The following is a 22018-nucleotide window of genomic DNA, read 5'->3' as shown; positions in this document are numbered from 1 at the left end:
TTAATCGGCGTATGCAACCTCGATATGCTCATCGAATTGCGTAGGTAAATACGTCAAGGCATTGGCTAAATCGTCAATTGCAACTTTCCATAACGCATTGCATAAGAAAATGCCTCGGTCTGACTTAGGTAATTGCGTGCCAAGTGGGATCGGCATATCAATAATGTCCGGCTGAGTAGGAATGGACTCTGCGCTAAAATGCAGCAAAGTTTTACCGGGCTCACCATAGCGACTAATGAACACACTGCCTGTTTTCACTAACGCTTTCGCGCGTCTGTGGCTTTCCGTCAATGCAGACAACTTATCAGCTAATCGCTGCTGAGACTGTGTGGTACATAAAAGTTCAACCCACAGCTTTAGAATGGACTCACCCTCAGTGAACGTTTCCACTGACTGATTGATAAGTGCCCCACCCATTCGGGCGTTGATTTCAATGATCTCCCACTCATCACTTTGAGCATTAAAACGCGTCTCGATGTGGTAAGCCCCCTGTGAGAGCCCTAATCCACGTATACATTGACGAATAAACTGCTCTCCCGAACGCTGTTGTTCATCGGATAATGTTGTAGCAGGTAATGAATTACTGACTTCTAAGGTGGTTCCTTTGCTCTCTTCAAGATACTTTGCATGCACGCCAATAACATAAGCGTCATCATTCAGGACAATGGTTTCAAAACTATACTCATCGCCATGGATATAACTCTCAGCCATAAAGTCAAACATGCCGTTAAAAATCGCACTAAATTGTTTATCATGGCGCATTTGCTGTTCAAGTTCTTGTAGCTTTTTTATGTTCAACTCAGGCGTTAACTTAAAACATGCAAATGAGCCTGCTCCACGGCGTGGTTTAATAAAATAAGCACTCTGTGATTTATGCAGTGCATCTAAGTCAGCTTCATTGGCGATCAGGCGTGAGTCTACTTTGCTTAAGTTCAATGCAAATAACTTTTGTCGACATGCCAATTTATCCATACACAATGCCAATGCTTGTGGGTCGGCATCCGTGTGACCTAACGTGGCATTGGCCTTAGCCATCAGCAATCGATAAGCTTCGAAGGTAGCCAATACACTGAGTATCTCGTAGTCTTTTTGTGCCAGTGCCAAAACACTAAATAAATCGTCTTCAGTAATAGCATGCTGATCTGTCACCCACACCTGTTCACTGTGCTGCTGTAAAAGCTTCAAATCGGCATCAGATCTGGGTATTGAGCTGACAACCAAGCAGGTAACATTCAGTTCATCAAGGTGTTTTTGCAACAATTTGATATATGAACGACCCTGATGAGCCATGATTAATAACGCTGGTTTTTTCATTGAGACTCCTCCACAGGTTGTAATTCAATTTGGAACTGCTCGACGACATAATTCACATCAGCCTGCAAACTCAAAGCGCATTGATTTGAGAATAAAAAGCGTCCAGATTGCAAAGAGCAATATCCACCTTCTTTAAATAACAAGCTTTGTGATTCAGGTAAAAATTGGCGATACACAGAGCTGACTCGACCCATGAATTGCGAAACACCGAGTACTTTTTGCGGTAATTGCTCTGGCAAGCCAAACATAAGCCATGCCCCCAAGCCACGATAAGTTGGCTGAATTTCGGTATGTTGATTAACGATCAAATCGACCCAGTGTGAGAACAGGTTTATCCCTGTATTATGTGCAATCACGTAGGGCACGTCGGCACCGGCTACACGTGCGCCTACTTCAAGGAAAATGATTTCGTTGTCCGCTGTAACAAACACCTCTAAATGAAACGCACTATTGATGAGTGTAAGTGCATCCAGACTGGCTTGTGAAAATTGTTCTAAATGCTGATGTAGTTCACTGTTTGGGTCTACCATGGTCGAGCCAAGCGGTGATACAAAACTAAACTCTAAACACGTATTTATGTATCGACTTGAAACACTGAATAAAATCTGTCCCTGTGCATCTACTAAACCATCGACGTGATACACCTCACCTTCGATAAACTCCTCAAGTTGCCACTGTCCTTGTGTGCAACCTTCTAATGCCAAATCTAGCTGTTGCTGGCTGTCAATACGCTTTACACCGATGCTGGAAGCACCATCAACCGGCTTTAAGATCAGTGGAAAACCTACCTCAGCGATAAACCGCGCTAATGGCGATGCGATACCAGACACATCCTGTGCCAAACCAATGAACTTAGGCACTCGTAAACCCGCGCGAGCCACCAGTTCTTTCATCACCACTTTATTTCTAAAGCGCTCAGTTTCTTGTTGTTTAGGACCAAAAATGGCAAATTTTTCACGCAACATTGCCGCCGGTGTGAGCAAATTCTCTGAAAACGCAATCACTCTATCCACAGGGCCATGACACGCGATAACCTCCGCCATGATAGCTTCAAGCTGGGCAGCATCTTTAAAGTCCGTTACTTCATATATACTGCACAAGCTTTCTGGTGCAGTTACACACGAACGTCCACGTTCATTCACAATATAGGTAATATGGTAACTTTGATGACAAAACCACTTGTCATACTCAACGAGCTCAAAGTCCCACCGGTCGCTATTTTCGTATTGCCAAAAGTTATTGAGAATTACAATGTTCATGATGTGACTTCCAAAGACTGAAAAAAAGCTTGTAAATGCGTCACTAAGCGTAAGTTATCCACTGCATTTGCAGGAGATATACGTAACAGATCAGGGCGGCCATAGCTGTTCATTGGGCGAATAATTAGCCCCTTAGATAACAAATATTCATTCAGTGCTAAGGCTTGCTCACCCGCATTAATAAGTAAAAAGTTCCCCTCACCATCGATAACCTTTAGCCCCATATTAGCTAGCGCTTCCTTTAAGTACTGCTTACCTTCTTCAACAGCTTGGACAATTTGCGCTAGATGCTCACGTTCAAGTAAAGCTTGTTGGGCTGCTTTGACAGCAATACCAGCCAGTGGGAAAGGTCGCTGCAAACGCTGTAGCCACTCAATCAACTCTGGATTTGCCAGTCCATAACCAATCCGCAATCCAGCCAAGCCAAAGCCTTTAGAAAAGGTGCGAGTAATCAAAAGATTCGGATACTTTTTGAGTAATTTAACGGTCTCTATGGCGCTGTCTTGTGAACAAAACTCAATATACGCTTGATCCAACACCACAATGGTTTCTTTACGCACTTGAGAGAGGAATAAATCTAATTGTGCTACCGCCACTGTTGCACCGGCCATATTACTCGGGCTATCAATGGCAACAATGGCCGTATCTTGATCGAGATGAGCTGCAAGACTTGGAAGGTCAAAACCAAAATTAGGTAAAGAGGAAACACTGTTCACCTCAAGACCACAGGCTTTTGCCAATAAGGGGTAAGCTGAATAGCCATATTGCGCACACAGTAAATGTGCCCCCTTTCTACTCACCAATCTAAACGCCAGTTCAATCACATCAATAGAGCCATTGCCCAGTAACACTTGATCACAGCCAACATTGACATACTCTGCTATCTGAGAGATCAACGCTTGATAGTCGGGGTAAGCATGAGCATCATCCAATTCACACAAGATCGCTTCGCGGATCCCTTTACTCAATACAATTGGGCTCTCATTGCTGGCAAACTTACTGACCGTCTGGGCACCAGTTTCCCGCATCAATTGCTGCTTAGTTAGCCCAGCTTTATATGGCTTCAAACTATGAATTGTTTGATCAATTAAATCTGCGTAGCTCATCCTTGCTCCTTATTAATCTACTGCGTAACCACTTACTTTCATTTGCTCAATACTTTTATTGAGGTGCGCGCCCTCTTGAACTTCATAAATTGACCCAAACTCTTTTTCAGCAAGTGGAAGTTGGTGCACACCAGACTCTACACGCGCAAACTTCGGGTAATGGCCTCTAAGCAAGGTTGCCCCAGGCTCGTTATGTGCCGCATGTGGTCCAAAATAAATAGGAAATGCATCCGCAGCGCGATATGCTGGCAAAAATGTACGTCTTGGCTGTGATGAAGTGTTCTTTTCAGAGCTGTGTTTAGTCAAACAATGTAAGAAAATGGCACCGCCAGCTTTAACTTCCAGGTTCACCGCTTTTGACTCATCGACCTCACTGATCTTGCCGCTAAAAAATCCATCACGGAAGTGGTCATAAAGCCCTTGCTTGTGAGAACCTGGTACTACTTTCAAGCAGCCATTTTCGATTTTCATATCATCGAGTGCTATTAGCACAGTCAGTAAGTCGCTGTTGGTATGAGGGTAAAATGCAAAGTCCTGGTGCCACTCAACAATGCTGCCTACTTTTGGACCTTTCATATTCATTTTTGAATAGTGAAATTCAATATTGTCACCTATCAAACAAGACAGTTTGTCCAACAGTTCTGGGGCTTTAGCAATGTCCCAAAAAGCTGTATGTTTTTTTGTTGGTGACCAGATGCGACGTATCACAGTGCCATCTTTTGGCTCCAGCTCGAAATTACCCTCGGTCCCTTCGCCTTCGGTCAATTCTGATACGGCCTCTAAAGCCGATGACAATGAGTCGGGTGATATTAAATTGTCTACAACCAAATACCCATTTTCGTTGTAAAAGTTCACTTGCTCTTGCGTTAACATTGCTAACTCCTTTAATCAGTCATATCGGTTTACTAAGCCACCGTCAACACGCACACTGCTCGCCGTGATATAACCTGCAGGTTCACTCACAAGAAATGCTACAGTAGCTGCAAACTCGCGCTCAGTGCCATATCTTTTCATTGGGATACTGGCTTGACTTCGCTCAGCCTGTTGCGCAATTGTGATCCCCTGTTTAGTGGCACGCATGGCATCTATTTCATTGACACGTTCAGTGTGAATTCTGCCAGGAACGATACAGTTAACCGTCACACCTGAAGCCGCTAACTCCTGTGCGAACGTATTCATCCAATTGGTTAATGCACTACGCAGCGTATTAGAAATCACTAATTCAGGAATCGGTTTGATCACACCAGACGAGGTGACAGTGACGATCCGCCCCCATTGCGCGTTCACCATGCGCTGTCCCAAAATGCGACTGAGCTCTATGAAAAACCCCACCATAGCGTCAAACGCCATCGTAAATTCTGTGCTAGGTGTATTTAATGCCGAGCCTATGCTCGGACCACCGGAAATGTTTACTAAAATATCAATATGGAGTTCGGCATCGTCGAGGTAGTCGAGTAAGTGATGCAAAGCATGCTTATCCGTTGTATCTAATGCCAGCCACTGACAGCAAATACCATAAGTTTCACTCAGTGAATCTGCCAGCTGCTTTAATGATGCCTGCGTTCGAGCAACCAACACCAAATCGCACCCCTCTTGTGCAAGCTGTAATGCGGTTGCGCGGCCTAGCCCCCTACTGGCACCAAATACTAAGGCGCGCTTATTACGAATACCGAAATCCATATCAATGTCACTATGCTTCTTTTTTCACTTCGCCTTGCCCATTGGTTTCCGTGAATTTTGCACCTAAGCGCTCAAATTCAGTGAAGAAATCAGGGAATGAGCAAATAACATCCGCATAACCTTCTAGCTGGTTCGCAGTCTTACAGCGTAGTGACGCGATGAATAATGACATGAAGATACGATGATCGCCCCAGCTTGAAAGCTCTAAACCACCTTCATACTGAGCTTTACCATGGATTTCAAAGCCGTCATAGACACCATCTTTGAACAATGGCTGGATATCAACCCCCATTTTTTGCAGTTCAGAAACCATCGCTTTAATACGCGGTGATTTATGTAAACGAGTGATTGAACCACCGATAACTCGGAATGTACCTTCAACATACGCTCCAATCGCGGCAAGTGTTGGTACAATGTTTGGATAGTCGCTAGCGTCAAACTCAAACTCGCCAGACAAAGTCCCTTGATTATTGATAAGCGTTAATTCTTGAAGTTGCTCATCAAATGAAATTTCAATACCCAACTTCTCAACAACATCCAAAATGGCTTTTTCACCTTGAAGGCTCACCAAACTCATATTTTGCAATATTGTTTTACCAGGGTAGAGTGCTGCAGCACCAATCACATAAGATGATGAAGTGTAATCACCACTAATTGCATACTCAGCTGGCTGATATTCACCAGGATATACTGTAATTACAGAGAAATTATCACTGCACTCAACTTGAATACCTGCAATTTCTAATGCTTGAATAGTTTGCTTGATGTATGAAATTGATAAAATCTCACCCACTATCTCAATTTCTGTTGGCTTTGCAGCCAACGGCGCAGCAAACATAATGGCCGTAATAAACTGTGAGCTTACATTACCAGGAATCACACATCGCCCGCCTTCAAAGCCGCCACCCCAATTAACCACTGGCGCTTGACCTTGTTCAGCAATGTGGCTCACTTTTGCACCCAGCTGGTCTAATGCGTCAAACAGAGGAGCCATAACACGGCCACGTAAAATTTTATCACCGGTAATAATTTCAGGTGTATTACTAAATGACGTAATGGCAGAAAACACCCTAAAAACAAGACCAGAACCCAGCGCATCTATAACACGCTTATTCGATCTTAAGTTTCTGCCCACACCTTCAATTTCTAAATAGCCGTCTTGCTCAGTAATCACAGCACCAATAGCACGGCAAGCTTCTTTCATTGTTGTCGTTTCTAAACATCGCAAATCGTTTCTCACCACCGACTTACCCTGCGCCAAAGTTGCAGCTAAAATTGCACGTTGAGTTTCAGGTTTTGATGATGGTATATATGCTTTTTCTAATAAATTGTTTAACGGATTAACATTAAGTAACATCTGTGGTTCCTCGACCTTTTTCCTTGTAAAATCTTTTTCTTCTAATTAACCTTCGGCAAAACGGATCAGCGCATCAACGAGCTTACTTGCACCAAATTTAATGACATCCGTTGCTGGCAGCCCTGTTTCTCTTTCAATGCTTTGCAGGTATGCACCCGCTTCGTCTTTGCTCAACCCTTCACAATTCACACTAATCGCAACTACTTTGCATGGGCGCATAAACGAGCCCATTTTTTCGTATAGATCAATTAATTTAGGTAATGGTTGAACAGGCACTTGCGGCCAATTTTTATGATGTTCTAAATTTGCCTGATGACATAAAACCAATGCTTCAGGCATCGCCCCATGAAGTAATCCGAGAGTGACACCACTGTATGCGGGATGAGTCAACGAACCTTGCCCTTCAACAACAACCCATTGATTCCCAGGCGCCGTATCCAATACTAATTGCTCACTTACCCCAGCAATAAAGTCCGCTGGCACGGCATCAACAGCAACGCCTTGCCCAGCAATACACAGCCCACTTTGCCCCGTTGCTGCAACTGCAGCCTGAATGCCCAATTCAGCCGCTTCTTTTACAATCTCAAATGAAGTGGTTTTCTTACCTACGCGGCAATCACTCCCCACCGTGTGGATCACAAAACTGTCGCACTGCGCAACTCGATTAGCACTCGTGCGCAAATTTTGGGGCGGTTTTTTTGTATCCCAAATTTGACAATTATGTTGTTTTGCCAGTGCAGCAAACTCTGCATCATCACCAAGCAAATAGTGCAGCCCAGATACAACATCTAACCCAGCTTCCAACGCCGTATTCACAGTGCCACGAAAATGACTAGGTAATTCGTTAGAGAAAAGTCCAATACCGACCATAAATAAATCTGGTGAAGCTATCTCTATCGCGCTCTTGATATCTTTGACAATTGGTATTCCAGCCCCATAGCCAAGTACATCACTCACATCCTGACCAGCTTTTGTACTATCTATGACCGCTACACAGTCATTTTCACAATAACGAATGAAAGAAGTAGCAACCTTGCTAGTTGTCGGTGAAAATAGCCCTTCACAAAACAGTACAACACGCCTTCCTTTAATCTTCATCACTTTCACACTTCCTTTAGACTGACTTATGTTCTTGATTTAGGTCTCTCGATTGGTCTTTACATTGTGGGAAAGGCGCACAAAGTATGACGGAGTTGTTGATTACTTCCACATAACGGCCTTCTTGACTCGATGGTTCAGACAGCGCAAGCGAACCAATGAATACGAGTGAAGCTTGTAATAAGAGGGAATTTAACTTGAGCAATTTATATTTGTTTCTTTTCATGTTTACTTCGCTACTTTCTTCTTATTGATGATATGCCTGTGAGAGCAAATCTCAGACGGTTTAAAATTTTGTTAGCGGAAAGTGACATTGAGATAAAAAAAACACAAATCAAAAAGCATCAAAAAAACAACTGATAATTATCAAAAAGCATCAAATTGTTGAAAAAATTACTTTTATAGGTTACTTCATGTTCAAATTTCAAGTACCATTATTATGTTCATATGTTGGGGGCGACATTGTCAGAACCTTTCCTTTTTAAGGGAAAGCCTGTGTTCGAAGTTTTGAAATGACAAAGATGATTTCTGTCTACACGCAGTTGTCTAGCACTCTAGTAGCCGAGATTAGACCTTCACAAGTGATATTTTTATTTATGACGTTATGAGATTTTATTACTTCTTAGCCATGAATATAAAGGGCTGAGAGTTCTAATTGTGACTTCTAGAAAAGAAGCTATTGATTAAATGAGGTGTAAATTGCTGTATTATTTCAATGGATGGAAACTAGATTGTTCAACTATGAACTTACAAAGCACAAATGGACAAAGTACTTTTCTTAGAAAGCAAACTTATGAGCTTTTAAAATACCTGCTTGATAATAATAACGAGCTATGCTCATTTGATGATTTATTAAAAAATTTATGGCCTAATAAATTCGTTAAGAAAGAGAGTATTAATAACGAAATTTATGAAATCAGAAAAGCCTTAGGTGACGAGAAATCATTAATCAAAACCCACAGAGGTAAAGGCTTTTCCATCAACTGTGAACTAAAAAAAGTCAATCCTAAAAAAGATAATCTCATTCCCTTGCCTGTAAAAAACAATCGGCTCAAAATTTCGATATTTATCATTACAGTCATGGCATTACTTTATTTCTCTTTTATTAACTTAGAAAATAAAAGTATCCATTCACCTTTGTACGAAAAAATTACAAATGAATCCGGTAGTGAAACTTACTTCACTTATAATTATTCAAAAAATTTATTTAGCTATGTGAGCAATCATGATAGTAAATATAAAGTGATTATACGGGATTTGAATGGCTCACGAATTATGAAGTTACCGGATAACACAACATCACCATACTGGGTAGAGTTAAGTAGCACGCTATACTTTCAGCAATATAAAGAAGAAAATTGTGGTATCTACAAAGTAATTATTGATGAAAGCTTCAATTTATCCGCTCCTGAATACATCACATCTTGTGGCTCAGTATTCAGTACCAGCCCTATCGCTGTGGATAAAGAAAACAAGTGGCTTTATTATTCTTATAAAGAAAACCACCACACCCCAATGAAGATTAAAAAGCTATTTATTCCCACTGGTGAAAGCCGTGATATTCTTCCACCTTTTGAAAATACCTATGGAGACTATAGCCTGAGCTTGAGCCCCGACGAGAGCCAGCTGGCCATTATTAGCAGCGATCAAAATACGGGATCAACTTTAAGAGTATTTGATTTAAAATCAAGAAATATAAAAACAATACTAAGCTCATCTACATTTCTGTATAACACTGCTTGGAACGCAAGTGGAAACAGCCTGTACTTTATTGAGAATGGAAACACCATCAGTGAAATCGAAATAGAACAGATGAAGACCACGCAGCTAGTTAAGTTTAATGAGAAAATCAACACATTATATTATGATAAGCGCTTGGGCTTTGTAACATCTAAAGGCAATCTTAAACAGCTCAACCTAGCCTTACTTAATATCGAAAAACCCTCATTTGAAAGCACTATTGAGTTAAGCAACAGCCTTGAATATTATTATATATTGTATGACTCTCATATACCCCAAATTTGGAAGCACACAGAAGAAATATCAAGAAAAGTTACCAACTTTAATGAAAGGTATAATATAGAATACTTAACCGCCTTGCATGATAAAACTCTAGCTTTCACATTAGACAATCAAATAAATCTATTGATTGGAAACGAAATAAAACCAATAACAACAGAAAAAAACGGGAGTAAATTTAAAAATATAAAAGAAAGATGCAATATAAAAAATGAAGTTATTTCAACACAGCTCGTTGATACAATATGGAATTTAACTAGTGTTAACTTGCAAAGTTTTGAAACAGAAATCTTGATGCAAGGTGTAAGCAGCTTTCAACTAGACTGCAAATCCAATAGCATTTATTTCACTAGGCTCAATAGTGATGGGATTTACAAGTCATCATTGAACAATCTGACTGAATCTGAAGTAATCTTGAGCAACAAGTTTTTTGAGGAAAATGACCAGTGGTCTATCTACAATAATAACCTCTATTATATTGAAAAAGACAAGATATACTTTTTAGATTTAGATACCAACGAAACGAGGGATATTACGCCTTCAGAGGGCAACATTAAAAAGATTTACGATACTCATTCGGAAGGTGTTGTGATTGGGTTTACTAGAGAAGGGAACAAAGATCTTATCAAAATAAAGTAGATTTAGCTTCCGCAGCCTCGATATTACTACTATACGTCAGCTCCATAACGGCAAGGCTGTACCTACACATTTAAGACCTCATGCACCTAAAAACCGCAGCATCACTGCGCAGATTATCTGCGTCGTTTTTCACTACAACCCTCTGCACCATACTATAACAAGCTGTCAAAGGGATAAAATGTATTGCATTCAAGTCTATTACCATCAGCAACCTCTAAAAGAGATCGCTGAAGGTAACCCGCGAGTGACTAGCACGCGCTGTTTATCGTTGATATTTTATGCAGGGTAACGTGCCTGTAAGCCACTATATACTTGCTTAGCAAAGTCTGGATGCTCAGTGTCTAGACTTTTGACTATCTCCACCAAGTGCTCATTATCCTCTTTGCCATCCCACTCTTTGATGTAGGTACCCTCTTTATAACCGTGATCTTGACGGAAGAAGTTCAACGTATTTTTACCCACATACCCTCGGTATAAATCATCGATACTCATACCAATTTGCGCCATGCATCCTGCAAATGCTGCCGCATTGAATGCTTTGTCGGCCACAGCACTGGCAGCCAACAACTCAAGCGTTTGTTTGAAATCATCAGCTTGGTTCGGAGCAGCAAGCTCTTGATCTAACTGCTGTGCCAACTCTTCAAATGAGGTTTCGCCATCAATACGCAGTGATAAACCAAAGTGAAAAATATCTACCAGCTCTAAAATCACCTGCTCTGTGTCTGGAGTTTGTTTTTTCCACCACTTCCAACCGTAGTGGTCTAGCATTTCTGCACACTCGACCCAAATAGCTCGATACCATTCAAAACCCTGACTAAACCATTGTTCATGCACCTTGGTATTCATCGCATTTTGCATTTCCAGCATTACCACCAGCTTTGTGATATTTGCAGACATATTCGCTCTCTTTGACCTGATAAATTATAAAAGTTACACACAATATCATACCCGAGCGAAAGCCTTTCGTCACTTTGCCTGTCTTATATCACTGACCAATCATTTTTATCGAGGAACTTATGCAAGTATTACTCTTTGCTTTACTATTAGCTGTACTACCAAGCGCATCTGCGGCAACTGTCACTAACATCAGTAACTCACAAGAAACGGTGGCGCCGCTGCTACCGGGGTTAGACGCGCCAGCGATGACATTAAAAAATAGTCAGGGTAAAGCGGTCGATTTAGCCAAGCTATATCAAAACAAAACGACCCTCGTGGTCGTTTATCGTGGCGGATGGTGCCCGTACTGTGTGCGCCAACTGAACGGGATCCAAAAAATTGAGCCGCAACTGAAAGAATTAGGTGTACAGATAGTGGCTATTTCACCAGACTCATCACAATCTCTTGCTAAAAGTACCATAGAGTCACCCAATTATATGCTGCTGTCTGATGCTGAGTTGGCTTATTCTCAAGCACTCGGGTTAGCTTATTACTTGGATGACAAAACCGCCAAAGCATATCGTAACAAGCTAGGAGTAAACTTTGTTGATCTCGATGGGAAGGACCGTGTTGCACTGCCTGTGCCTGCAGTCTTTGTTATCGATAAAAAGGGCTTAATTCAGTTCCAATACGCTAATCCAAATTACAAAGTGCGTTTGGATGAAAACGTGTTACTGGCTGCAGCGACAGCGGCCAGTAAACTTTAAGCGAGGCGATAAGTGGTGCCAGCTGAGCAGCTGTCACCACTTTTTTATTTATCGATTCTCTAGTCGGTTGTAATCAAATAGACCAAACTCTACACCTCGCGCGTGCTGCGCAATCTGATGCAATAAGTCACTATATTGCCAAAACTGAGGATGAGTGCGCCTGATCCCAAACTGCGCTTTTAACGCCTGATAACTTGCTTCATCCGAGACGCGCTTTAAGCCATCGCTAAACGCGGTTATGTGCGCCTGATTTGGCAAGTACCATATAGCTTCAGGGTAATCTCCAACAAAGCCCGGTAACAGGGTCACATAGTCCTCTTTATAAGCTCGCTGACCTGCTTCATTCAGTAAAGATGAGATATTAAAGTGGGCATTATGGCGCAGCAAAGTATAGCCCTTAAGTTCGCCCAACTCGTCGTTTGCCAAAATAAAAGTAACTTGTGGCAATGTATTGATGGCTTCGATGGGTAAATGATTCAGTGTTTTTAGCGTATCAGGGACTGACATATAATCATATTCTGTATGCAATACAGGTGTTAAATAGGCTGTCAATTTGTCATAGAGCTCGCGTTGTGGGTCGTGACTGTGATACTGAATATGGCTCGGTGCGCCCAACAAGCTCTTGCGATTAATAAATTCGCTTAAACTCAAATGAGAGTTGCGGTACCAGTGCTGTTTAATGGCTTGGCGGTGGCTTTGCGGCAGTAAGTTCAAAAAGTTCTGCTCGCCTTCAAGGCGCAAAAAGTCCATATATAATCGCGTTATTAATTGATGACCTATGTTGCCATATACGTCAAACCCAGCCACCAGCAAATAATGAATGCGTTCAAACAGCGCATAGTCTAATACCCAAGCAGTTTTTGGCTGCTGCCCCACAAGCCCTTTAACAACGGTTGCACTGTTAAAATGACGGAAAATAGTTAAGGCTGCATTGGGGTTATGACCATCTCCTTGCCAAATCAAGTTTAAATCTAACTTACCACCTCGGTTAAATATCTCTTCCGACAAGCGCGTTTTTGCTTCTAGGTAATCGCTTTGATGTTTGGCGTATTTTGCCCAGCTTGATAACGGCAAGGCATTGCTTTGCTCAGCTGCAGGCAACAACAAATCATCATCATGGGCTATTAACAGTGCTTCTACCGCAGGGGACGCATTTTTTTCAGGGTCAACAAAGGTTACCCAGAAATGATCATTAATCACATTCAGGGCGATTTGCCCGCGACATACAGGGCCTTTAATAAAGCCTTTTACGATCAGCTCAGCTTCGTCCAACATAAATTGATAGCGAGATTTAACCGGTATGGCTGCAAATGTCTTAAATGGGTTTGCTGCCAATTTGGGCGCATAACCGGGCAGCTCAGATACTTGATAATCACTGTCAATAAATTGCGCATACAAGCGCGCCATTTTTTTATCACTGAGTGCCAGCGGCAGATGTGTTTTAGACAAAATGGTGCTGCGTTCATGCATCAGACGATAATAAACTCGTGAGACTTTCGGGTCGTCAAATGGCCGAACAGTCGCGATCAACTCAATCGGCTCTCCAGGTGGGGTTTTTGATCTCACTAATTTAAAAAAGTCTGAATGGCTATGGTCACTAAAGTAGATGTTGGCCAAATACCAATGCTCATAAATATAGCGTGCAGCCAACTGATGTTTATTGCCTGATTGATTTAAAAACGCTTCCCATTTGTTGACCTGTGAAATCACAGAAGTCTTTGGCGCGGGGACTTCCCCCATCAGTGCACCTTGCTCTAGCCAACTCTGCAGCTGAGCATATTCTTCAGAGGTCAGTGCTGGTAAACCATAGGGCATACCTGCATGTGGATTGGTCTTAGCATATTGCTCATATTCATCCATCGTTGGACAAGTCTGCTGTCTATCTAATGAAAAGTCGTACTCTTCACCTAAGACTGATTGCACAGGAAACGCCGTGCGCTGTTTAAGCCGTAGGCTGTGATACATCACACTTCCCTGCAAGTTAGCATAAGAGGTTTGCACACGTTCATTTAATACCGGTGTAAACCCCTTATCTCGCCACTGAGCAGTCGTTGTTGCATCAAATAAGAGGCGAGTTGGTGGTGTCGCTAAGATACGCGTACCGTCATACACTAATTCTTTACTCAATCCGCGTTCAACGCCTTGTGGCGAACTCAGCTTCAACTGACAAGGTGCATCGTAACAGCCGTGACACACCACACAGCGATTATCCAAAATGGGCTTTACTTGCTGCAAATACTGCGCGCCACCTTGACGGTAATCAACCACACGTTGACGTGGTTGCTCTGGTCCAAATAAGTCATCATAGTGACTCACTCCCAGTATGGCACAGCCACTGAGTGCTAACAGAGCACTGGCCAACCACATCAAGCGCTTTTGCAACATGTACTACCCTCTTCGCTTAGCTATTTTTTGCCATTTCTTCGTCTTCTTCATCTTCGTCATCTAGACCAAGATCGAAGGTCGGCATCATATCGACAGGTGGAGAAACAAATAGCATCTCTTCGCCTAATGGGCTTAAAACCGCACTGAGCACAGGACCATGATTTAAAATAAGCTGTGCTTGATGTCCATCATTCAAAGCAGCTGTAAAGCTGGCTTCAATGTCAGTCACCGCATAGTCTTCTAGTGGAATGCTCATGCTTTGCTCTGGCGCTGGGTTTTGGCATAAGTTAGCGAGTAAGTCAGCGGTTAAGTTAACCGACAATTGCATATCGGGTGACTCAATGTCGCGATTTTCTAGTTGCTCATTTAATTGAAAAAGAGGAAGTGTTAATGGCGTATTTTCTTGCAGTTCCATACGGGTCTCTGAGGTGATTTTTTTGCAAGTGTAGCATAGTTCACCGACGCAGCCCCGAACAACAATGCGTGGGCCGCTATGCTCGACCCATCGCTGTCATTTAATTACCAAGGTAATAACTCACCGTTGGAGTGCCAAAATGACCCCGTGTTTGTCAGATTGAGCTCGTCTATACGTAATATCAATCGCTCTACTGACGCCTGTGCTGAAATATCACCGGCAAAATTAACCATTTGCGTTTGTACAAATCCAGGATGCAGTAGTGCAACAGCAACGCCTCTAGGTTTAAGCTCATGGGCCAAACTAACTCCTGCTGCATTGAGCGCTGCTTTTGACATACGATAGCCAATATAAGCACCAGAACCATTGTCTTCAATTGAGCCCATACGACTGGTGATCATCGCCACTTTAGCGCCGCTTGTAAGCTGAGCTTGCAGTGCATGTGTCACACGCACTGGAGCCACCGCATTGACGGCTAATTGAGCTTCTAGCTGGGAAAAATCCATATCAGCAAGACTTTCATTACTAAAAATGCCAGCATTATTTATCAATATATCAATGGTCTTCGACGCCATTAATTCAGCTAGACGCGCAACATCCTGCTCAAGACTTACATCAATATTATCAATCACGTCTACGTTTAATGCATCAAGCTCTGCAGAAGAGCGTCTCACCACAGCCGTCACTTGATAGCCCTGCGCCTCATATTGACGACAAAACTCCAGTCCAATGCCTCTATTTGCTCCTGTGATCACTACGTGTTTGGTCATGTTTCCCTCTTAGTTTAGGTCACGATTTATCTTAGTTGTTGGGGCAAGCACAGTGGGATTCAAGAGAATAATGACACGCAAACTGCCTGCAATTTAAGACTTCTGCTAGGCTTAAACCAAGCAGCAAAGATTAGGAAGAACTGTGTATCGCTTAATTGCATTGATGTTACTGTGGGTATGCAATCAGTCATTAGCCAAAGAGTTCAACATCAATATCAGTGAAGGTTTATCATTCCATTTAGCCAAAGAGCAAATCGAGGATATCTTCACACGCATTTATGGCCCGCTGGATATCCAACCGAGCTTTCACTACTTGCCAACACAGCGTGGATTGCAATGGGTCGACAGTGGCCGCTTTGATGCGGAGGCTGGACGTGCCGCAAAGGAAATGAGTGAATACACTCAACTTATTGCTATTCCGACCCCCTTAGCCACGGTTCGACTTGCGGTATTTTGCTTAAAACCAGAGCTGTGTCACATCAACAATGACAGTGACATCATCACCATTGAAGGAAGCTTGATCACCGCCAGCTTTTGTCGTCGTACCAAACTCACTTGCCATGGTGTTAAAAACAATGTTTCAGCGTTTCAAGCATTAACACGGCATCACAGTGACCAACTGCTTGCAACCGATCACTTTAGTATTGGCTCTTTATGCAACTCCGGATTAAATAAAATTTACATGCGCATTTTACCGGCTAAGGGCATTGTGATACGCCACTATATCCACAAAAAACATCAGGCATTGGTGCCAAAGCTAGATAGCATCATTCAAGGTATGATGAAAAGCGGCGAATTTGCCGCTTTTATTGATCGCATCAATAATGGGTTTGCCGATTGCGATGGTGAAATTATCAAGCTAACAAACCATGTTCCAGCTAGCTTGTGATTTCATCCATAGCAGAGGCCATAATGGAAAATACCGCTCCTTGAGGATCGGTTATAACAGCAAAACGCCCCACCTGCGGAATATCCGTTGGCGGGACACAGACCTCGCCGCCCAATGAGGTTGCTTTTTCAGCTAACTTGTCACAGTCCAGCACCGCAAAGTACAACATCCAATGTGGTGGCAGACCTTGCCATTCATCCGTCATTTCTAGCATACCAGCAACTGGTTTGCCCTGATGACTGAACACCACATAATCCATATTTTCCATGGCCTGATGATCAGCTTGCCAACCCAGTAAATTGCAGTAAAAGGCTTCACTTTTGGCACTGTTTTGACTGGCTAATTCATACCAATAAGGGACATTTGCTTCGAGCTCTCGCTGAGTCCCCGTGTGCGCACCAGCTTGCCACAGAGCAAAATGCGCACCACCGGGTTCATGTAGCATTACCATGCGTCCAGCTTCTGGCACATCATGGGGACCTGCAATGATCTCAGCCCCTAATGCAGTTGCCCGCTCGGCCAGCTCATCTACATTATCAACCGCGATATATCCAAGCCAATGACTTGGAATTTTTGCCGCCTGCTGCTCTGGCATCATTTCATACATGGCTGCAATATCAACGCCATGCTTTTGCAGCATGGTGTAATAGCAACCCTCACCAATGGGCTGATCAACACTTTGCCAATCAAACAACTGAGTATAAAAACTTTTGCCTGCTGCCCAATCTGCGCTGCAAAGCTCAGACCAACAAAACTCGCCTACCTGACTTCGTTCAATCAGTGCCATATGCTCAATTCCTATCTTGCTGTTTACTCTGTACAGTTAAGCAGGTTTTAGGTCATTCGCAATTCAGCAGATAAGTTCACGTGCAGTTATACCTATTAATACTTTATCAATGGCTTGCTTTATATCATCAGCAACAAATCAGCATTAGTAATGCCATCTATGGTCAGTGTGCTGTCAACAGGTCGATGTCATATCTATTTTTGCTGCATCCGCCAGCCCAATTAACACACTGATATTGTTACCACCAAAAGCAAACGAATTGCTCAAGCAAATACGAGAATTCTGCTTAGTTACTGATTGTACCAATTTAATTGGATGTAGAGACTCATCACGCGGTTTTGTCATTTTGTGCGGCGGCATTGGTGTATCCACATCAGTCAGATGCAGCCAACACAAACCCAACTCGAGTGCCCCTGCGGCACCGAGCGTATGGCCTGTTAAACGCTTAGTAGAACTACAAGGAGCCTTATCAGAGAACAAGGTATACACAGCCCTTGACTCCATTTCATCATTTTTAATTGTCCCTGTACCATGAAGGTTTATATAATCCACATCTTCTGGGGTACGATTGGCCATCTCTAAAGCAATATTAATAGCACGGATAGCACCATCCCCGCTGGGATCAGGCGCTGAAATATGATACGCATCTGATGTCTCTCCAACGCCCAATAATGCCACTGGACCGGGCTGTTTAGACATCACAAAAAATGCAGCGGCTTCACCGAGATTGATCCCGTCACGACTTTCACTGAAAGGCTCGCACAAACTTTGTGATGTTGAGTCCAGTGCTTCAAAGCCATTCACTGTTAATTGGCACAGCGAGTCAACACCACCACATAACACCACATCTGCCATATCTGTATCTAGCAGCATATGCGCAGTCATAATAACTTTGGTACTCGAACTACAAGCTGTTGAAATAGTATAAGTAGGGCCATCTGCACCCAAATATTCAGCGAGGAACTGTGCCGGAGCAATCAGTTCCTGACATTGGTGCCCATACTCTGCAGGAAAAGCATCTGTAGCCATGTAATGCGCAACCGCTTCCTCAGCCGTACGCACCCCAGCCGTCGTCGTGCCAATGATCACCGCAATGCGTTGACTATCAAACTTAGCTAGCAAAGGGGATAATGTTGGCTCAAGCTGTTGTACGGCCATTAATGCCAGCGCATTGTTACGAGTCTGCTGATACGAAGGAAAAGCAGACATATCGGGTAACTCCCCAATTACTTTACCAACATAAACAGGTTCACCTTCAAGGTGCAATTCATGATCTAAACTCTGATACTCCCGCTCAGGGTGGTTGAGCGCTTGTTTGACTTCGCTTTTATTATTTCCAAGCGCACAAACAACCCCAAAATCATTTAAAAATGTCGTCATAATTTAACTCAATCCTACTCTTCTTTGAGTGTGCTTTGATAGCCCATATAATTGCCAACACTGCATGTACTATCAGTTTCAAAATATCCTTTCTTTTACACCTGAGCTCATCAGTATTCACTGAGATATTACTCGCGGCTTTTAGTTTCATGCCACAATGAAACCCGATTACACAGCTGATGCGGAAATGGCCTCTCGCAACCTTTGAGCAAGCGGTTGTGGGGTTGTAAATTGCATGGCTTTACTGGCCATCTCCACAGCCACTTGCGTGGTCACACCCGTTGTAAGCTTTTTACCGGTCTCAACATCCGTGATCAAATATGCGATTTTTAGCCGGTCTTCATACTCCAGCAATTGGGCAGACACATTAATTTTTTGCCCGAAGACACACGAGCCCACAAACCGCGTTTGCATATCGATAATTGGCCACACATAGCCAATTTTCTCCATATTGTCATAGCCGCATTCATAGGCGCTCAATAACTTGCAACGTGCTACTTCAAAATAACGCGCATAGTTTCCATGCCAAACCACATTCATGGGATCGCAATCATGAAACGGAATTTCAATTTCTACACTGGCCTCAAGCAATGGCTTAAGCTTTTTCATATAATTTCCACCTCTGGGTTTGAATCACCACGACGCGCGCTCTTAATACTGACTCAATTAGTCTAGCTTCTACTAAAATCAGAAAAATGCATTAATATTATCAGCATAGCTCCAACACATAGAATCAGAACAGCACGGCTAAATTGATTTTAACTTCTACGTAAGCGTACTTACGGCAAGGCTGCCAATAAAATACTTACCAAAACTATTTAAATGTCCCTAAGGGCATTAGTGTCTATATTCATCTTAATTTTGATTTTGACAATCTGTTGAACTAACACTGACCTTGTTAGCTTGAACACCTCTAAGGCTTACACTGATATACCAATCGAAGGACTTTAAACTCATATTAAACGTATTTATGTGCTTCGCTACTAGCAGATAAATTAGAAGAGTGTCTATTGTTATAATGAGTTTCAACCAAAGACGCTAACTGGCGTTCTGCTAGAACAGTAAGGTTAACAACAGCCTTTTTCATTGAGTCCATTATTATTGCTATATGTCACTGTAAAAGTGCCAACTTTACAATGCGCACTTATTCCCCTAGATAATAGGGTCGTCATTGTCAGAGTTTAAACGTTTTATCCATAGTCAACTCGAAACACTGCACTCAACTTCTCAGTCACAGCTTAGAAAGCATTACTTGCTTTTTCGACACTTTACACGCGAAATATTTAACGTTTTCAAATAACAATCTATACGTTTATGTAATGGGAATATGCTCATCCTTCATACTATGTGATCTCACATACAATCTTGTGCAATCTCATGGTTCACTATAAAAGCACATAGACTGGAAACCGAGGCGAAATGCTGCTTTGTACCCTCACTGTTAGCATCGATTTTTACGCCATATTGCTTTTTAATTGCTAATCCCAGCTCAAGCGCATCAATGCTGTCTAAACCCAGTCCATCAATGAATAAAGGCTCATCATCAATGATCTCTTCCGGCGAAATATCCTCAAGATCGAGGCTTTCGATAATCAATTTTTTAACGGCTAAATTAAGTTCAGCGTGTGCCATTTTGTTCAACTCCTTTTTGCTACTCTCAGCCAATCATGCATAACCTAATGCTCTAGAGAGTTTGACCATATGTAGTGAGTAGAAGCCCGACCATACTTTAACAAAAAGTTAATCAAAGGTTCCTAATTAGGATACTATCACTGTTTTTTTGTTAAAACACTTTAATTTTATTAAATTTGAAATGGGCATAAATCTATTAGCTTATGCCTGTATCTGCGCTAATTTAGTCGCTTAATAGCCCAATTTTGCTTGCTACCTGATAAGTTTAGCTGCGCTTGATTTGCATCTAACCACTTTGCAAACTCACACACAGGCGGCTCAGCGGTATCATCAGCATGAGGTACATGTTGATCGCGAACAAAACGGAGATTATGAGGTCGCGAGCCTTGTCGCTCATCTACTTTGGATACAACCATTGCGAGTGCATAATCTTTCTGCTGCTCATCACTGTATTGTGCAAACTGCTCTGGCAAACTTTGGTCGACTAATACCACCACAACCTTGCTTATTTGCTTACTTTCCAAGCGTATATATGCGTCCGTTAACGCTGCAAACAAGCCATCTTTGCCCGCAGCAATAGCGGTGATAGGCACTTTCTTCTGCATAAATATTGAGTACATGCCTGCTACGGCGTTATGAACGGATAAACTAAACCCTGAAGGAGAAACACTTTCTTTTAGCGCTAAGCTGGTAAGTAATTCGCTGGTTTTATGAAAATCACCATGGCGGCTGGCAAACACCAACTCCCAATCTTCATCTTCTAACAGCTGCTCATCTAGGTTCAATAAAGCACCTATCGCAAGCTTTGAAAAGTTGCTTAGACGCCTTTTTTGCATTGGCTTTAATTTGCTGATCAGATCTTTTAATTCAATTTTCCCTATTTGGGTAGAACTAATAAAAAAACTGTCATCTATTGCGAGTTCAAATCTCATATGACGCTTCCCATATACATGTTCAGTAAGTTTAAATATTTCTAAACGAGGTATCCTTAACCAATTTATGTTACCTCAATCGATCTGTGCTCGCTATGGGTAATTGGATAAAAAGGTTAAAAAACGCACCAAAAAAGGAATTTATTAATCCAAAAAAATGAAAATAAACATATATTTTATCGATTCAACGATCATTTTTTTGTCATAAAAGTTCGTGCAAAGTATTAACGACAACGAGCGAAGCGAGCGCGTTTACTTTGCGCAAGGTGAAGTGAGCCGTTTTAACCAAAGGTAACCAATGCACCTCCAGAAAAACAGCAACTGAGATAAAACAAGCAAAACATGGATCCTGAAACGAGTTCAGGATGACGTAGTGCCAAAGGTTGATGACAACGAACACAGTAAGAGAGGTGTAAAAGGTTAGCGACAGTGAACGAAGTGAGCCCGCTCTTTTTACGCAAGGCGAATATCGTGCGAAAGGTTTGTGACACAGTGCGAAGCGCTGACACTCTTTTCGCGCAAGGTGAATATCGTGCGAAAGGTTTGTGACACAGTGCGAAGCGCTGACACTCTTTTCGCGCAAGGTGAAATGAGCCGTTTTAACCAGATCTAAAACAGAAGAATATTCTAAAAACATAAAAAAAGCCGCTCAATGAGCGGCTTTTTAATATTCGTATATCGAATTAGTTAACGTGTAACTATTACTCGATGAT

20 protein-coding genes are annotated in these 22018 nt (G+C 42.3%); 3 read left to right on the top strand and 17 right to left on the bottom strand.

Annotation, left to right across the window (positions count from 1 at the left end; translation table 11 throughout):
* Genes QNM16_RS25935 through QNM16_RS25900 form a run of 8 tightly spaced genes read right to left on the bottom strand, consistent with a single transcriptional unit; the run spans window position 1 to window position 8040 of the window.
* On the bottom strand, window positions 1–1314 hold the full coding sequence (locus tag QNM16_RS25935; protein WP_284023101.1) for an ATP-grasp domain-containing protein: 1314 nt from the start codon (window positions 1312–1314) through the stop codon (window positions 1–3).
* Complete coding sequence (locus QNM16_RS25930) at window positions 1311–2573, bottom strand: ATP-grasp domain-containing protein (RefSeq protein ID WP_284023100.1); 1263 nt, start codon at window positions 2571–2573, stop codon at window positions 1311–1313. Before QNM16_RS25930 ends, QNM16_RS25935 begins: the two co-directional genes overlap by 4 nt.
* Window positions 2570–3679, bottom strand: coding sequence for a histidinol-phosphate transaminase (hisC, locus tag QNM16_RS25925; RefSeq protein ID WP_284023099.1), 1110 nt, complete (start codon window positions 3677–3679; stop codon window positions 2570–2572). The genes QNM16_RS25930 and hisC overlap by 4 nt, the downstream gene beginning before the upstream one ends.
* A gap of 12 nt (window positions 3680–3691) precedes the next feature.
* Window positions 3692–4552: a phytanoyl-CoA dioxygenase family protein gene (locus QNM16_RS25920; protein WP_284023098.1), complete on the bottom strand. Its 861-nt coding sequence runs from the start codon at window positions 4550–4552 to the stop codon at window positions 3692–3694.
* A gap of 15 nt (window positions 4553–4567) precedes the next feature.
* Entirely contained in the window at window positions 4568–5359 is a 792-nt protein-coding gene (locus QNM16_RS25915; RefSeq protein WP_284023097.1) for an SDR family oxidoreductase, read from the bottom strand.
* Window positions 5360–5369: 10 nt separating this feature from the next.
* Window positions 5370–6716, bottom strand: coding sequence for a 3-phosphoshikimate 1-carboxyvinyltransferase (gene aroA, locus QNM16_RS25910; RefSeq protein WP_284023096.1), 1347 nt, complete (start codon window positions 6714–6716; stop codon window positions 5370–5372).
* A gap of 45 nt (window positions 6717–6761) precedes the next feature.
* Window positions 6762–7814, bottom strand: a complete 1053-nt coding sequence (locus QNM16_RS25905; RefSeq protein WP_284023149.1) for a DUF1611 domain-containing protein — start codon at window positions 7812–7814, stop codon at window positions 6762–6764.
* 16 nt (window positions 7815–7830) lie between these two features.
* Complete coding sequence (locus QNM16_RS25900) at window positions 7831–8040, bottom strand: hypothetical protein (RefSeq protein WP_284023095.1); 210 nt, start codon at window positions 8038–8040, stop codon at window positions 7831–7833.
* Window positions 8041–8555: 515 nt separating this feature from the next.
* Between QNM16_RS25900 and QNM16_RS25895 the strand changes: the two genes are divergently transcribed.
* A complete protein-coding gene (locus tag QNM16_RS25895; protein ID WP_284023094.1) occupies window positions 8556–10472 on the top strand; it encodes a winged helix-turn-helix domain-containing protein in 1917 nt (638 codons plus the stop codon).
* 276 nt (window positions 10473–10748) lie between these two features.
* On the opposite strand, the gene QNM16_RS25890 is transcribed toward QNM16_RS25895, so the two are convergent.
* Window positions 10749–11369 carry a dUTP diphosphatase gene (locus QNM16_RS25890; protein WP_284023093.1) on the bottom strand — a complete coding sequence of 207 codons (621 nt, stop codon included), beginning with the start codon at window positions 11367–11369 and terminating at the stop codon, window positions 10749–10751.
* A gap of 119 nt (window positions 11370–11488) precedes the next feature.
* On the opposite strand from QNM16_RS25890, the gene QNM16_RS25885 reads away from it, so the two are divergent.
* Entirely contained in the window at window positions 11489–12115 is a 627-nt protein-coding gene (locus tag QNM16_RS25885; protein WP_284023092.1) for a peroxiredoxin-like family protein, read from the top strand.
* 48 nt (window positions 12116–12163) lie between these two features.
* On the opposite strand, the gene QNM16_RS25880 is transcribed toward QNM16_RS25885, so the two are convergent.
* The 3 genes from QNM16_RS25880 to QNM16_RS25870 all read right to left on the bottom strand — a co-directional run bounded on the left by QNM16_RS25880 (window position 12164) and on the right by QNM16_RS25870 (window position 15685).
* Entirely contained in the window at window positions 12164–14500 is a 2337-nt protein-coding gene (locus QNM16_RS25880) for a fatty acid cis/trans isomerase (protein WP_284023091.1), read from the bottom strand.
* Window positions 14501–14516: 16 nt separating this feature from the next.
* Entirely contained in the window at window positions 14517–14915 is a 399-nt protein-coding gene (locus QNM16_RS25875; protein WP_284023090.1) for a hypothetical protein, read from the bottom strand.
* Window positions 14916–15019: 104 nt separating this feature from the next.
* A complete protein-coding gene (locus QNM16_RS25870) occupies window positions 15020–15685 on the bottom strand; it encodes an SDR family oxidoreductase (RefSeq protein ID WP_284023089.1) in 666 nt (221 codons plus the stop codon).
* A 142-nt stretch (window positions 15686–15827) separates the two neighbouring features.
* Between QNM16_RS25870 and QNM16_RS25865 the strand changes: the two genes are divergently transcribed.
* A complete protein-coding gene (locus tag QNM16_RS25865) occupies window positions 15828–16574 on the top strand; it encodes a hypothetical protein (protein WP_284023088.1) in 747 nt (248 codons plus the stop codon).
* Here QNM16_RS25865 and QNM16_RS25860 read toward each other — a convergent pair.
* The 5 genes from QNM16_RS25860 to QNM16_RS25840 all read right to left on the bottom strand — a co-directional run bounded on the left by QNM16_RS25860 (window position 16564) and on the right by QNM16_RS25840 (window position 21305).
* Window positions 16564–17361 carry a VOC family protein gene (locus tag QNM16_RS25860; RefSeq protein WP_284023087.1) on the bottom strand — a complete coding sequence of 266 codons (798 nt, stop codon included), beginning with the start codon at window positions 17359–17361 and terminating at the stop codon, window positions 16564–16566. The two genes, QNM16_RS25865 and QNM16_RS25860, sit on opposite strands and share 11 nt — an antisense overlap.
* A gap of 174 nt (window positions 17362–17535) precedes the next feature.
* Window positions 17536–18741, bottom strand: coding sequence for a beta-ketoacyl-ACP synthase (locus QNM16_RS25855; protein WP_284023086.1), 1206 nt, complete (start codon window positions 18739–18741; stop codon window positions 17536–17538).
* Window positions 18742–18909: 168 nt separating this feature from the next.
* Window positions 18910–19350 (bottom strand): acyl-CoA thioesterase, encoded by a 441-nt coding sequence (locus QNM16_RS25850; protein WP_284023085.1) that lies wholly within the window; start codon window positions 19348–19350, stop codon window positions 18910–18912.
* A 744-nt stretch (window positions 19351–20094) separates the two neighbouring features.
* Entirely contained in the window at window positions 20095–20373 is a 279-nt protein-coding gene (locus QNM16_RS25845) for a phosphopantetheine-binding protein (protein ID WP_284023084.1), read from the bottom strand.
* 218 nt (window positions 20374–20591) lie between these two features.
* Window positions 20592–21305, bottom strand: a complete 714-nt coding sequence (locus QNM16_RS25840; protein ID WP_284023083.1) for a beta-ketoacyl synthase chain length factor — start codon at window positions 21303–21305, stop codon at window positions 20592–20594.
* Between the last annotated feature and the right edge of the window lie 713 nt (window positions 21306–22018).

The organism is Pseudoalteromonas umbrosa, from assembly GCF_030125375.1.
Classification (GTDB): domain Bacteria; phylum Pseudomonadota; class Gammaproteobacteria; order Enterobacterales; family Alteromonadaceae; genus Pseudoalteromonas; species Pseudoalteromonas umbrosa.
Note: the sequence above shows the minus strand (reverse complement) of the source record. Positions and strands in the feature narration are given on the sequence as shown.

What these genes read in the sequence shown, in the direction of transcription:
- QNM16_RS25935 (WP_284023101.1), bottom strand. Translation starts at nt 1,314, where the DNA reads ATGAAAAAACCAGCGTTATTAATCATGGCTCATCAGGGTCGTTCATAT.
- QNM16_RS25930 (WP_284023100.1), bottom strand. Translation starts at nt 2,573, where the DNA reads ATGAACATTGTAATTCTCAATAACTTTTGGCAATACGAAAATAGCGAC.
- hisC (WP_284023099.1), bottom strand. Translation starts at nt 3,679, where the DNA reads ATGAGCTACGCAGATTTAATTGATCAAACAATTCATAGTTTGAAGCCA.
- QNM16_RS25920 (WP_284023098.1), bottom strand. Translation starts at nt 4,552, where the DNA reads ATGTTAACGCAAGAGCAAGTGAACTTTTACAACGAAAATGGGTATTTG.
- QNM16_RS25915 (WP_284023097.1), bottom strand. Translation starts at nt 5,359, where the DNA reads ATGGATTTCGGTATTCGTAATAAGCGCGCCTTAGTATTTGGTGCCAGT.
- aroA (WP_284023096.1), bottom strand. Translation starts at nt 6,716, where the DNA reads ATGTTACTTAATGTTAATCCGTTAAACAATTTATTAGAAAAAGCATAT.
- QNM16_RS25905 (WP_284023149.1), bottom strand. Translation starts at nt 7,814, where the DNA reads ATGAAGATTAAAGGAAGGCGTGTTGTACTGTTTTGTGAAGGGCTATTT.
- QNM16_RS25900 (WP_284023095.1), bottom strand. Translation starts at nt 8,040, where the DNA reads ATGAAAAGAAACAAATATAAATTGCTCAAGTTAAATTCCCTCTTATTA.
- QNM16_RS25895 (WP_284023094.1), top strand. Translation starts at nt 8,556, where the DNA reads ATGAACTTACAAAGCACAAATGGACAAAGTACTTTTCTTAGAAAGCAA.
- QNM16_RS25890 (WP_284023093.1), bottom strand. Translation starts at nt 11,369, where the DNA reads ATGTCTGCAAATATCACAAAGCTGGTGGTAATGCTGGAAATGCAAAAT.
- QNM16_RS25885 (WP_284023092.1), top strand. Translation starts at nt 11,489, where the DNA reads ATGCAAGTATTACTCTTTGCTTTACTATTAGCTGTACTACCAAGCGCA.
- QNM16_RS25880 (WP_284023091.1), bottom strand. Translation starts at nt 14,500, where the DNA reads ATGTTGCAAAAGCGCTTGATGTGGTTGGCCAGTGCTCTGTTAGCACTC.
- QNM16_RS25875 (WP_284023090.1), bottom strand. Translation starts at nt 14,915, where the DNA reads ATGGAACTGCAAGAAAATACGCCATTAACACTTCCTCTTTTTCAATTA.
- QNM16_RS25870 (WP_284023089.1), bottom strand. Translation starts at nt 15,685, where the DNA reads ATGACCAAACACGTAGTGATCACAGGAGCAAATAGAGGCATTGGACTG.
- QNM16_RS25860 (WP_284023087.1), bottom strand. Translation starts at nt 17,361, where the DNA reads ATGGCACTGATTGAACGAAGTCAGGTAGGCGAGTTTTGTTGGTCTGAG.
- QNM16_RS25855 (WP_284023086.1), bottom strand. Translation starts at nt 18,741, where the DNA reads ATGACGACATTTTTAAATGATTTTGGGGTTGTTTGTGCGCTTGGAAAT.
- QNM16_RS25850 (WP_284023085.1), bottom strand. Translation starts at nt 19,350, where the DNA reads ATGAAAAAGCTTAAGCCATTGCTTGAGGCCAGTGTAGAAATTGAAATT.
- QNM16_RS25845 (WP_284023084.1), bottom strand. Translation starts at nt 20,373, where the DNA reads ATGGCACACGCTGAACTTAATTTAGCCGTTAAAAAATTGATTATCGAA.
- QNM16_RS25840 (WP_284023083.1), bottom strand. Translation starts at nt 21,305, where the DNA reads ATGAGATTTGAACTCGCAATAGATGACAGTTTTTTTATTAGTTCTACC.